The organism is Caballeronia ptereochthonis (assembly GCF_001545075.1).
Classification (GTDB): Bacteria; Pseudomonadota; Gammaproteobacteria; order Burkholderiales; family Burkholderiaceae; genus Caballeronia; species Caballeronia ptereochthonis.
This window is the reverse complement of the sequence record NZ_FCOB02000067.1, coordinates 1-11248: the sequence shown is the minus strand read 5'-3', so window position 1 is coordinate 11248 and position 11248 is coordinate 1. Positions and strand designations below refer to the sequence as shown.

The 11248-nt window shown below is 62.1% G+C and carries 11 protein-coding genes and 1 pseudogene; 5 read left to right on the top strand and 7 right to left on the bottom strand.

Annotated features, from left to right (window positions below):
• The coding region (locus AWB83_RS37870) for a succinate dehydrogenase, cytochrome b556 subunit (RefSeq protein ID WP_445343903.1) at window positions 1-149 on the bottom strand (149 nt) is incomplete at its 3' end.
• A 183-nt stretch (window positions 150-332) separates the two neighbouring features.
• On the opposite strand from AWB83_RS37870, the gene AWB83_RS35080 reads away from it, so the two are divergent.
• Both AWB83_RS35080 and AWB83_RS35075 read left to right on the top strand, forming a co-directional pair.
• Window positions 333-1229: a LysR family transcriptional regulator gene (locus AWB83_RS35080; RefSeq protein ID WP_087050193.1), complete on the top strand. Its 897-nt coding sequence runs from the start codon at window positions 333-335 to the stop codon at window positions 1227-1229.
• 105 nt (window positions 1230-1334) lie between these two features.
• Entirely contained in the window at window positions 1335-2084 is a 750-nt protein-coding gene (locus tag AWB83_RS35075) for a carbonic anhydrase family protein (RefSeq protein WP_087050192.1), read from the top strand.
• On the opposite strand, the gene AWB83_RS35070 is transcribed toward AWB83_RS35075, so the two are convergent.
• From AWB83_RS35070 to AWB83_RS35055, 4 genes are all read right to left on the bottom strand, one after another.
• Window positions 2081-3664 (bottom strand): alanine/glycine:cation symporter family protein, encoded by a 1584-nt coding sequence (locus AWB83_RS35070; protein WP_087050191.1) that lies wholly within the window; start codon window positions 3662-3664, stop codon window positions 2081-2083. The genes AWB83_RS35075 and AWB83_RS35070 overlap by 4 nt on opposite strands.
• Window positions 3665-4027: 363 nt before the next feature.
• The gene (locus AWB83_RS35065; protein WP_087050190.1) at window positions 4028-4975 is read right to left on the bottom strand and encodes a TauD/TfdA dioxygenase family protein; all 948 of its coding nucleotides are present in this window, start codon (window positions 4973-4975) and stop codon (window positions 4028-4030) included.
• Window positions 4976-5016: 41 nt separating this feature from the next.
• A complete protein-coding gene (locus AWB83_RS35060) occupies window positions 5017-6033 on the bottom strand; it encodes an ABC transporter substrate-binding protein (RefSeq protein ID WP_087050189.1) in 1017 nt (338 codons plus the stop codon).
• Window positions 6034-6216: 183 nt separating this feature from the next.
• Window positions 6217-8406 (bottom strand): TonB-dependent siderophore receptor, encoded by a 2190-nt coding sequence (locus AWB83_RS35055; protein ID WP_087050188.1) that lies wholly within the window; start codon window positions 8404-8406, stop codon window positions 6217-6219.
• A gap of 255 nt (window positions 8407-8661) precedes the next feature.
• Here AWB83_RS35055 and AWB83_RS37800 point away from each other — a divergent pair.
• Window positions 8662-8838: pseudogene (locus AWB83_RS37800) on the top strand (SAM-dependent methyltransferase); the annotation flags it as partial.
• Window positions 8819-9355, top strand: coding sequence for a class I SAM-dependent methyltransferase (locus tag AWB83_RS35045; RefSeq protein ID WP_143750158.1), 537 nt, complete (start codon window positions 8819-8821; stop codon window positions 9353-9355). The pseudogene AWB83_RS37800 and the gene AWB83_RS35045, both read left to right, overlap by 20 nt.
• 26 nt (window positions 9356-9381) lie before the next feature.
• Here the strand turns inward: AWB83_RS35045 and AWB83_RS35040 are convergent, their stop codons facing one another.
• Together AWB83_RS35040 and AWB83_RS35035 are read right to left on the bottom strand one after the other, a co-directional pair.
• Window positions 9382-9759 carry a DUF1801 domain-containing protein gene (locus tag AWB83_RS35040; protein ID WP_087050185.1) on the bottom strand — a complete coding sequence of 126 codons (378 nt, stop codon included), beginning with the start codon at window positions 9757-9759 and terminating at the stop codon, window positions 9382-9384.
• A gap of 89 nt (window positions 9760-9848) precedes the next feature.
• Window positions 9849-10388, bottom strand: a complete 540-nt coding sequence (locus AWB83_RS35035) for a DUF4142 domain-containing protein (protein WP_087050184.1) — start codon at window positions 10386-10388, stop codon at window positions 9849-9851.
• Between the two features lie 306 nt (window positions 10389-10694).
• Here AWB83_RS35035 and AWB83_RS35030 point away from each other — a divergent pair, with 306 nt between their 5' ends.
• Complete coding sequence (locus tag AWB83_RS35030) at window positions 10695-11015, top strand: DUF6566 family protein (RefSeq protein ID WP_087050183.1); 321 nt, start codon at window positions 10695-10697, stop codon at window positions 11013-11015.
• Window positions 11016-11248: the final 233 nt, after the last annotated feature.

The window sequence follows — 11248 nt, the reverse complement described above, 5'->3', positions numbered from 1 at the left end:
CCGCTGATGCGATGCAGGATCGACACCTTCCCTGCCAGCGGCAAGCGATACTTCGCGATTTGGCCGATCCCGATGTTGCGGAATTCCGGCCTGGGTTTCTTCAAAGCTTCAGCCACGGTAGACCCCTTCCCTAATCTGTTTTGACGTATCGCGCTGTCGATGCACGACACGGGCGCGACTCGTCCAGCCTGATCGCTTGGACCAGCGACCGGCGATGCATTTGGGGAAAAGTTTCTAGCCCGCGCACTGCGCGATAGCGGTATTTTGTCGCGGGATTGATATACTGTCCAATATCTATCTCGTCTTTCTGAAATACTTTTTACAGATATCGGATGGAACTGCGCCATATCCGCTATTTTCTGGCCGTCGCCGAGGAGCGCAACGTGACGCGCGCCGCCGAGCGGCTCGGCATCGGGCAGCCGCCGCTCAGCCAGCAGATTCATGCGCTCGAGGATGAAATCGGCGTGCGCCTCTTTCGCCGTACGGGCCACGGCGTCGTGCTGACGGAGGCTGGCGAGGCGTTCGCCATCGACGCCAAACGTCTGATGAACGATGCACGGCTTGCGGTGGAAAAGGCGCAAAGCGCTGGGCGCGGCGAGATCGGGCAGCTCAATATCGGCTTCACGGGGTCGGCGGCGTTCAATCCGGTCGTGTCGAAACTCATCCGCTCCTATCGGCAGTCGTACCCGAACGTCACGCTCACGCTCGCCGAAGGCAACACCGCGCAGCTCCTTTCCTATCTCGACGATGGCCGCGTCGACGTCGCCTTCGTTCGTCTCGGCAGCCAGTCGCCCGCGGGGGTGCAATTCCATCACATCGCAATCGAGCCGATGAAGATCGTGCTGCCCACCACGCACAAGCTCGCCAGAAAGCGCAAGGTGCCGCTATCGGCGCTGGCGGAAGATCCTTTCGTGATGTTGCCGCGCGAGGCAAGTCCCACCTTGCACGACGTCATCGTCGGCGCGTGCCGTGAAGCCGGGTTCGAGCCGATCGCCGGGCAGCAGGCGCCGCAGTTGTCGTCGGTGGTGAATCTGGTGGCGGCGGAATTCGGCGTATCGCTGGTGCCGGCGTCGGTCTGTCAGATTCAGGTCGACGGCGTCGCCTACACCGATGCGCTCGGCAGCAGCATTTCCATCCGTCTGGCGCTGGCTTCGCGCATCGATGCCACGCCCGCCAAAACAGCCAACTTCCTGGATATCGCGCGGCAAGTCGCGGGGTCATCGATTTGACGCGCGCATCCGTTCATGCGCATTGCATTCGACCCACTTCAGGCCGACACTCGAGCATGAAACCCTAAGCCGTTCCCTCAATATTCGAGATCGAGGAGCGAGGTCATGCGCGATGAAACAGAGCATTCACTGCAATGCACGCATGCGTGCCGCCGGGGTTTCCTCAAAACGGTTGCATCCGCAACCATCGCCGGGCTCGCCGCTCCCTCGCTCCTCACGACGCCGGCTCATGCCGACGCGTTGACCAAGGCGCAACGCGACAGCATGACGCCCGAGGAAATCATCGCGTCGATGAAGCGCGGCAACGAGCGCTTCCAGAAAGGCGAGCGAAAGGCGCGCAATTATTTACGTGAGCAAAGGGCGAGCGCGAAAGGACAGTATCCGGCTGCCGTGCTGCTCAGTTGCATCGACTCGCGTGCGCCCGCGGAAGTCATCATGGATCTGGGCATCGGCGATATCTTCAATTGCCGCGTCGCGGGCAATATCGAGAACGACGATATCCTCGGCAGCATGGAGTTCGCGTGCAAGCTGACGGGCGCGAAGGTCGTGCTCGTGATGGGGCATACGTCGTGTGGCGCGATAAAAGGCGCGATCGCCAATGCCGAACTGGGGCATCTCACCGGCCTGCTCGCGCGCATCAAACCAGCCGTCGACGCAACACAATATGACGGCGAGCGCTCGGCGACCAACTACGCGTTCGTCGACAAGGTGGCGCGCAAGAACGTCGAGCTGACGATCGCGCAAATTCGCCGCGACAGCGCCGTGTTGGGCGAACTGGAAAGCCAGCGCACGATCAGGATCGCCGGCGCGATGTACAACCTGAACACGGGCGCCGTCGACTTCTTCGGCTCTTAACTTTCGACGCGCTCGCGCACGTCTTCCTTGCGCTTTTCGACACCGCGGATCGCCGTCCAGTACTCGGTCCGCACGCCGATCTGCTCGGAGACGAACCGTCCGCCGCGCGTCGTTCGGTAATGCGCGAGCGCCTTGTACACGAGACGTTGCCCGACCAGCAGGATCGGCACGTTGAGCAATACCATCACGATGTTCATCAGATCCGACAGCGCCCAGAGATTCGGCAATTCCAGGCCCGCGAGCACGGTCAGCGCGCCGAACGGCACGAACACGAGCGAACCCACGACGCGAATGCCGGTGATGAAGCCGCGGCTGCGCGAGATGAAATTCGCCGAGATCTCCGCAAACGAAATCATGCCGAGCAGCGTAGTGAAGGCGAAGAGCCCGTAGCACACGCACATCACGATCTTCACGGCATGCGCGACCGCCACGGGCACGAGCGTTTCGACCGACGCCAGATAGACCGTGATCTTCGATGCCCGGACCGACTCCCATGCCTGACCGTCGACCGTGCCGGTCCACACGTGCGCCATGACGACGATGAAGCCCGTCATCGTGCAGATGACCATCGTGTCGAAGAACACGCCGAGGCTCTGTACGAAGCCTTGTTCGCAAGGGTGATCGTTGTCGGCGATGGCGGCGGCCATCGTGATGGTGCCCTGCCCTGCTTCGTTCGACATCAATCCGCGCTTGACGCCCTGCGCGAGCGCGGTGCCGATCGCACCGCCGAAAAGCGCATGAGGCGCGAACGCGCCGACGATTACCTCATGAAAGAAGTAAGGAATGAGCGGCAGATTGATGAGGATGATGACGAGCGACACCAGGCAGAACAACGTGGCCTTGATCGGCACGAGCACATCGGTATAGGCGGTCACGCGACGAATGCCGCCCATGATGATGAACGAGCACGCCAGGATGAGTCCCGCCGCGATGACGTAATACACCGTGGATTGACGCGCGAGATGCGTGCCGGACACCGTGTCGGCGATGGTGCCGATCGCAGTGAATACGTTGAACGTTTGCGGCGGGACGTTGAAGAGCGCATAGACGATGAACACCAGCGACAGGAACGTGCCGACGATGCGCTTGTCGCCCAGAATGCGCCGTCCATAGAAAGGCAATCCGCCGACGAACTCGTCGTGCTTCTTCTCCTTGAAGAGCTGCGCGAGCGTCGATTCCATGAACGCCGTGGCCATGCCGAAGAACGCGGCGACCCACATCCAGAACAATGCGCCCGGCCCGCCGACGGAAATCGCGCCCGTGATGCCGACGATATTGCCCGGTCCCGCGCGCATCGCGAGTCCGAGCATGAAGGAGGCGAGCGCGCTGACGCCGGTTTTCGACGACTGCCGGCGCAGCATGATGCGCACGATCTTGCCGACGTTCATCGTCTGGATGAAGCGCGTGCGGATCGTGAAGTGGATGCCCACGCCGATCAGCAGCAGGATCGCGAACGAGAATCGCCCGAGCACGGGGATCTGCGCGTACGCCTTGAAGTTCGTGGGGAAATCCCACAGGAAATCAGAGACGGGGGCAATGAAGGCGAACAATGCGTTCACGGATTGGAAAAGTTCTTCCACGCGGGCGGTCTTTCTTCGGATCGGAATCGTCGGGGCTGCGATTATACGGCCCGCCTACACGCGTCCCGGTGGAACTCCACAGGCTGGTTTTCGATGGCGAAGCCGATAGAGGTTTGGTATGGGATCGACCGTTAGTTGCAGGCAAACCAAGAACGACTCGCCCGCAAAACTGATTGTCGCGGCCCGCAGTACGAGCCGCGCTCGCGCAGACGACATCAGCGAAGAAGAGGATGTTCGGAAAGGCTGGCGAAGATTCTGGCCCTAGCGTCGACAGGGAAAACGGTCACGGCGATGCAATGAATGCCATCGCGGGCCTCGTGCTCGACCGGCCACGGGCCCGCAAGCTCATCGATTGACGCGCATTCAGTTCAACGCGACCGCCGCCGCCGCGCCCACTGGCGAACCTTGGATCGCCACGGACTTCTGCCCGTCCGGACCGACGGGTACATCGCCGACGAGCGTCGTGCGATAGAGCTGCCGATCGAACTCGAGATCGAAGATATCCGTCGGCGCGAGATGCGCGGTCGTGCGGTTGTCCCAGAACGCGATGCTGCCCGGCTCCCATTTGAAGCGCACCGTGAATTCCGGCCGCGTGACATGCTCCCAGAGCAATTCGAGCAACGCCTGACTCTCGCGCGGCGCGAGGCCCACGACATGCTTGAGAAAGCCCGGACTCACATACAGGGCGCGCTCGCCGGTCTCGGGATGCACGCGCACGAGCGGATGCTCGCTCACGAGCGTGTGATCGTCGACGGCCTTCCTGAACGCTTCGGTGCCGTTCGCGCCCTGCGGCGGTGCGAAGCGATGCACGCCGCGCAGACCATCGACGAACGCGCGCAGCGGTGCGGACAGCTTCTCGTACGCGATCACGAGATTGGTCCATTGCGTGTCGCCGCCATAGGGCGGAATCGTCACGCCACGCAGGATCGATGCGAACGGCGGATTCAACGCCGCGGTGACATCGGTATGCCATCCGGTCCAGGGGCGCAGGAGCGTCTGTCCTTCGAAGCGTGTGGCCTTGCGGAACTTGGAGATCGAATAGATCTCCGGATGCCCTTCGACATGGCCGAACACCGGATGTCCCACCGTGAGCTCGCCGAACTGAGCCGAGAACGCGACGTGCTGCTCGTGCGTCAGAAACTGCTCGGGAAAGAAGATCACGCGCCATTTGAGCAACGCGGCGCGTATCAACCTGATCTGATCGGCGGACAAAGGCCGCGTCAGATCGACTCCGCCGATCTCCGCGCCGATATGCGCCGAGAGCGGATTGACCGTCACTTCCGTTTCGTTGGCTATCGCAGCTGCATTCACTATCCGACTCCTGTCGATATGGATCAAAGAAAACGGCGCGTTCAACTGCCTTGCGCGCTGGCGTCGTCCGCGAAGAAGTAATCGCGCCACGACTTCGGCTCGTGACGGATTACGCCGACCTTGTGCAGGAACGTGCCCAGTTGCAGGGTGTTTTGCGGCGTCGTGGAAAAGCTCGCTTCCCCATCGTTCAGAATGCGCTCGACGAACGCAGGCGAAAGCTTCGACCCGTCCTGACGGATGTAGATGGCCGCGGCCTGCGCCTTGTCCTTCCCGACGAGCTTCGCCGCGTCCTCGAGCGCGGCGCGCACGGCCGCATAGGTCTTCGGATTGTCCTTGCGCCATTTGGCGGACGTGACCACGACGCTGCCCGTCGACGGGCCACCCAGGATGTCGGTGGAACTGATGACCTTGTGGATCTTCCGGTCCTCCAGTTCCTGATACTGATACGGCGCGTTCGAGAAATGCAGGTTGATGAGCGAATTGCCCGAGAGCATCGCGGTCGTCGCATCGGCGTGCGGCATGTTGACTTCGAATCGGTCGAGGCGCGCGTAGTTCGCATCGCCGAATGCCCTGGCCGATGCCATCTGCAGGAGACGGCCTTGCTGCGATACCGCGACGGACACCACCGCGATGCGATCCTTCTCGCCGACGTCCCCGATGCTGCGAATGCGCGGATCGTTCGACACGAGATATACCGGCACCGCGCTTTGCGCCGCCATCGCGCGAAACGCCTGATGCTCGAGCGTGCGGTCCCAGATCGTCATGAGCGGGCCGATGCCGATCGTCGCAATATCGGCGGCGCCCGACAGCAGCGCCTCGTTCATGGCCGCGCCGCCCGAGAGCGTGTTCCATTGCACGTCGATATCGAGTCCCGAGCGCGCGCCCTCCTTCTCGATGAGCTTCTGGTCCTTCACCACTTTCAGCAGCAGCGAGCCGATGCCGTATTGATCGACGATCCTCACGTTGCCTTCGGCATGCGCGCGATGCATGGGCAAGGCGAAGGCCGCCATCAACGCCAGCGTGGCGAAAAGGCGGTTGAGCGAAGAGGTCGTCGTCATGCGGGGATGTCGTGGAGGGGCGGCGGCAAGCGATCAATGTACAAGCCGCTTCTTCGCACGCGAACGAAGAAATCGCGATACGGATAGCTTCGTTTGCGATAAGCGCCAGGGCGGCGCTCGCGACGTCTCGAGGCAGGAGAATGCCGCGCTGCGCCGGAGCGCGGCGCAGCGCGATAACGCGTCTTACCAGTGGTAGTTCATGCCGGCGAACACCTGGCGTCCATAACCGAACGCGCACCAGCTTCCGTAATAGCAGGAAGCGACATACTCCTTGTTGAACAGATTCTGCGCGTTCACGTACAGCTCCGCGCCCTTCAGTTGCGGAGCCGCGCGTCCGAGGTCGTAGCGCAGCGTGGCATCGACGAGGAAGAAGCTCGACACCTTGAAGCTGTTGTCGCTGCTGTACGTCGTGCCGGTGTAGCGTCCGCCCGCGCCCATCGACAGGCCCGCGAGCGGCCCGCGATTGATCGTGTAATACGCCCACAGCGAAGCCTGATTCTGCGGTATGGCGGGCAGATACTTGCCTTCGAGTCCACTGTTGTCCTTCGTGTACTTGGTGCTCAGATACGTATAGCTCGCGGTGACGTTCAGCGAATCCGTCAGACTCGCCTTCGCTTCGAGTTCGACGCCGCGCGATCTCGCCTCGCCGACCGCGGACTGGAAGTTCGGATTGGCCGCATCGACGGTAAGCAGGTTCTTGCGCGTCAGATCGAACAGTGCGGCCGAAAAGAACGCGTTGTAGCCCTTCGGCTGGAACTTGACGCCCACTTCGTACTGGCGACCGCGCTCGGGCTCGAACTGCTTGCCGGTGATGTCGGTGCCAGCCTGCGGCGTGAACGACTCGGTGTAGCTCACATACGGCGCGATGCCGTTGTTGAAAACGTACGTCAAACCGGCGCGGCCGGTGAACGCGCGATCGAACTGATGCGACTGGATGCCGTAGGTCGTGTTGTTCGAATCGCTGCTCGCCCAGTCCTCGCGTCCGCCGAGCGTCAGGATCACATTGCCCCAGCGCGCCTGGTCCTGCGCATAGACGCCGTACTGCGTGCCGCTCAGCACCTGGTGATAGCGATCGGGCGGCGTGATGGTCTGGTTGTAATCCGGCGCGAACATGTCGAGCGTCGGCGCGGTGCCGAAGCCCGCATCGAAGTTGCTCGCGTAGTGCTGATAGTCGAAGCCGAACAGCACCGTATGATCGATCGGTCCCGTCGAGAAATTGCCTTCGATCTGATTGTCGAGCGCGACGGTGTTGAGATTGTCCTTGGATGCCGCGGTGCCGCGGTCGAGCGTGCGCAGATCGTCCTCGAGCGCGCTCGCATAGACGCTCTTGTAGTCCTGCGCGAGATGCAGGAGGCGGCCGTTCGCGCGGAACGACCACGCGTTGTTGAGCTTGCGCTCGAACTTGTAGCCGATCGATTCCTGCACCCGGTTGAAGCTCTCGAAGTTGTGGTCGCCGTCGTAGAAGTCGCTCGGCAGCTTGCCGTTCGGGTTGAAGAGCACCGTGCCTTGCGGGGGCACGCTGCCGTACGACGTGCTGCGCGGGTCGTGCTGGTAGAAGCCGAACAGCGTGAGCGACGTCTTGTTGTCCGGCCGCCAGGTAAACGACGGCGCGATCGCGATGCGCTTGTTGTACGTCGATTGCACCTGTCCGTCTTCCGTACGCGCGATACCGGTGATGCGGAACAGATAGCGCTCGTCTCCCGCAATCGGTCCGGAGAAATCGAACTTGGCCTGCTTGTGCGCATAGTTGCCGAATTCGATGCCCACTTCGTGCAGCGGTTGCGTCGTGGGCATCTTGCTTTCCTGATCCAGCAGACCGCCCGCCGCGGCCTGGCCGTACAGAACGGACACCGGCCCCTTGAGCACCTCGACGCGCTCCAGCAGATACGGATCGATCTGCGGCGTCGCGTACCACTGGTTGTCGAGCATCTTGAGCCCGTTCCAGTACTTGTCGGCGTCGAAGCCGCGCACCTTCAGCATGTCGTAGCGCGTCGCGATGCCGCCGCGCGTTTCCGGCGTGACGCCCGACACATAGCGCACGGCGGCGTTGAGCGTCTCCGCGTTCTGCTGATCCATCTGCTGGCGCGTGACGACGGATACGGACTGCGGCGTTTCGAGCAGCGACGTGCTGCCTTTCAGCGCGGTCGAATCCTTCGCGACGTAGCCGTTCGTCGGACCATACGGCTGATCCTTGTCGCTTTGCGCCGTCACGTTGACGGCCGGAAGCGCGCTTTCGCCGGGCAGGGCCTGCGCCGCATCGGACGGATTGCCGTCGGTCGATTGCGCGTAAGCGTGCGGCGCCACCGCGAACAGCAGCAGCGCGGCCAGCTTCAGCGGCCGGATCGCGACCGCATTCCTTTCATCTGATCTCATACCCTTCTCTTGGACGTCGTTGCGTGCGTAAATGCGAATCGTTATTATTAGCGGTCGCATTGTGACGCGACGTTTTATCTTTGTAAAGATTTCAGTCGAGCTTTTTTGTCCCGAAAAGGGCGATTCGTGCGGAAGGAATCTGAAAAGAATTGGGGCGCAACGTGACTCGGTGCCGAAGGCCACTTACATGGAAGCGGGTCATCGCGCGGTCGCGCCTCGATCCGACATGGGACATGCACATTCGAGGTCACGCCCATGAACCCTTCCCCTCCGCCTCACGGAGCGTACGTGCTCGGCCACGCCGATCTCGAGAATCAGGCACGCTTCATCGGCGATCTGACCGAAGACGTCCTGCGCCGCGCGGGACTCGCGCCCGGCATGCGGGTGCTCGATCTGGGCTGCGGCGCGGGCGATGTTTCGTTTCTGGCCGCTTCGCTGGTGGGTGCGAGCGCAGGCGTGCTCGGCATCGATCAGGCCCGGGATCATGGACAAGGCGCGCGAGCGGGCGAAGCGGGCGCGTCTCGATCAGGTGCGATTCGAAGTCGGCGGCGTGGCGGACTTCGATATCGTCGAGTCCGTGGACGCCATCGTCGGCCGCCTCATCCTGCTTCATCTGCCCGAGTCGCAGCTATGCGCGCAAGGCATGCGCTGGATCTTCGAGACCTTTCGACGCGCGGGCGTCGAGACCGACATGGGATCGAAACTGTTCTCGACGTTTCGTCGCGCGGGTCTGCCCGAACCGCAGATGCTGCTCTCGGGGCGCTTCGAAGGCGGCCCCGATTCGTTCGCGTACCGGTATCTGACGGACGTGCTGAAAACGTTGTTGCCGCTCGCCGAGCGTTTCGGCATCGATACCTTCGCCGAACGGCTGCGCGACGATGTGGTCGCGCTCGATGGCGTTCTTCAGCCGCCGGCTTTCGTCGGAGCGTGGGCGCGCGTGGCATCGTGATCCGGAAGTCAGGCTTCCTCGTCTCTCTACGCTTTCTTCTTCGATTTGGACTGGTTGTACTCGATCGCCGCGCGCACCAGATTCTTCAGTGCGCGCGCATTGATCCTGTCGCCCTCGAGGAAATCGATCGCGCGCCGCGCGTTGCCTTCGAGGCCTGCGTTGAAGAGCTTGTCGGGATCGGGCAGGCTCGCGCCATTGGCGAAGGTCAGCTTCACCTTGCCCTTGTGGGCGTTGGCGACCGCGATCATTCCATCGCGATACCACACCGGGCTTCCCATGTACTTCCATTCCTCGACGATCTGCGGATCCGCCTCGAGGATGATCTTGCGCACGTGCGCGAATGTCTCGCCGCGCCAGTCGGTGATTCCTGCGATCAACTGGTCGATCCGTTCCGATGCGTTCATGAATCTCCGTGCCTCGCGTTCTGGTCATGTATCGGCGACGACAATATTAACGTAGCGACCCTGCACCGCAAACGCGAAGCCGCCTTGCCTTAACGCTTGAGTCCCGGACTGCCTATCGTGAGCTTCAGTCGACGCGCCTGGTCGAGATGAAGGATGTATGACGGACGCGCGCGAATCAGCAGCGTCCTCACATCGGCGCTGCCCGTCGATCGAATGTAGTCGTCCACGGTGTTGACCAGCCGCTGGAGATAGACCGACTCGCGATCGAGATACGCCTCGTCGAAATCGTAGCTGCTGATTTCGTCGAGGCGCGCGAGATCGTCGGCGCTTTGCCTCATCGACGCATCGCTCGTCGCGCTTCGTTGCGGCTGCGTGCCGAATGCTTGCGTCAGCGCGACGATCTCCTGATTCACCTGCCCGTGCTCGGCAACGATCCGCCGCGCAAACGCCTGCAAGCTGGCCGAGCGCGTCTTGTGCAGCGCCAAATTGCCCGCTGCGATCTCCGCCTGATTCGCCACGAATACGACGCCCAGCATTTGCTCATCGGTCAGACGCGCTTGCTGAGCATGCGCATGGCCGACCCAGGCAAGCAGCAACAGCAACGCTGTGGCGGTGGATCGGCAATTCATCGTCGTCTCCGGGTCATGTGGCTGTCATCGGGCGTTCATCGCGCGACGACAAGGCTAACGCATGTTCCTGCGACCGCGACGGCGGCGTGGCGACATGGCGTCGCGCATCGATGCCCGCCGTGCGTTCATTTGCCCCAACCGCACCTTTTGCAGTATTTATTGCATGGACTTGATGTACCCTCAGGCAATGTTTTCGGACGCGAGCAGCAACGCGTTCCCGAATAATATGAATTTTCGGGAACCGGTAATATCGGGCACCGGCCATCGAACGCTTGTTCGACGGCTTTATCCGCATCGGAGGAACGGATGGAAACTGCCTTTGACGTTTTTGCCGGATATGAAATCTCCGTCACCACGCGGCGCAACGAGCGCGGCGCGTGGGTCGCCGATCTCGACGTGCGCCGCGACGGCCAGTCGCGGTTCGACTGGCCGGAGACCGTTCAGCCGGAATGGCGCACCGCCGACGAAGCGGTCCGCGACGGCATCGAGCGGGCGCGCCGCGTGATCGGGCAACACCTTGCAAACCCCGACAATCACTCGTGGGTCGCGACTCGTGAGCACGCGCAGACGTGGTTCAGCGCGGAGGCGCAACGTCTTTCCGGCAACGTATTCACACGCGGTGAATAAAGCGTTTTCTTTATGCCTGATGCATCCCGTCGGGAGGCGTCCGGTCTTCCGGTATTCCCTCGCCTTTCAGCGAAACAAGCATGGGTCTCACGGCGACGCGGCCGGCTTGCGAGACGCTGCGTCATCGCCATGACCCATTGTTCGACTCGATCAATCGCCTGACGCAATCGAATAAATTTCAGATGCCCAACAACACACAAGAACCACAAGCCGTCTGTGATCCGATATCCCGA

Coding starts and splice junctions, on each gene's coding strand:
- AWB83_RS35080 (WP_087050193.1), top strand. CDS start 333: ATGGAACTGCGCCATATCCGCTATTTTCTGGCCGTCGCCGAGGAGCGC.
- AWB83_RS35075 (WP_087050192.1), top strand. CDS start 1,335: ATGCGCGATGAAACAGAGCATTCACTGCAATGCACGCATGCGTGCCGC.
- AWB83_RS35060 (WP_087050189.1), bottom strand. CDS start 6,033: ATGACGACGACCTCTTCGCTCAACCGCCTTTTCGCCACGCTGGCGTTG.
- AWB83_RS35055 (WP_087050188.1), bottom strand. CDS start 8,406: ATGAGATCAGATGAAAGGAATGCGGTCGCGATCCGGCCGCTGAAGCTG.
- AWB83_RS35045 (WP_143750158.1), top strand. CDS start 8,819: ATGTTTCGTTTCTGGCCGCTTCGCTGGTGGGTGCGAGCGCAGGCGTGC.
- AWB83_RS35040 (WP_087050185.1), bottom strand. CDS start 9,759: ATGAACGCATCGGAACGGATCGACCAGTTGATCGCAGGAATCACCGAC.
- AWB83_RS35035 (WP_087050184.1), bottom strand. CDS start 10,388: ATGAATTGCCGATCCACCGCCACAGCGTTGCTGTTGCTGCTTGCCTGG.
- AWB83_RS35030 (WP_087050183.1), top strand. CDS start 10,695: ATGGAAACTGCCTTTGACGTTTTTGCCGGATATGAAATCTCCGTCACC.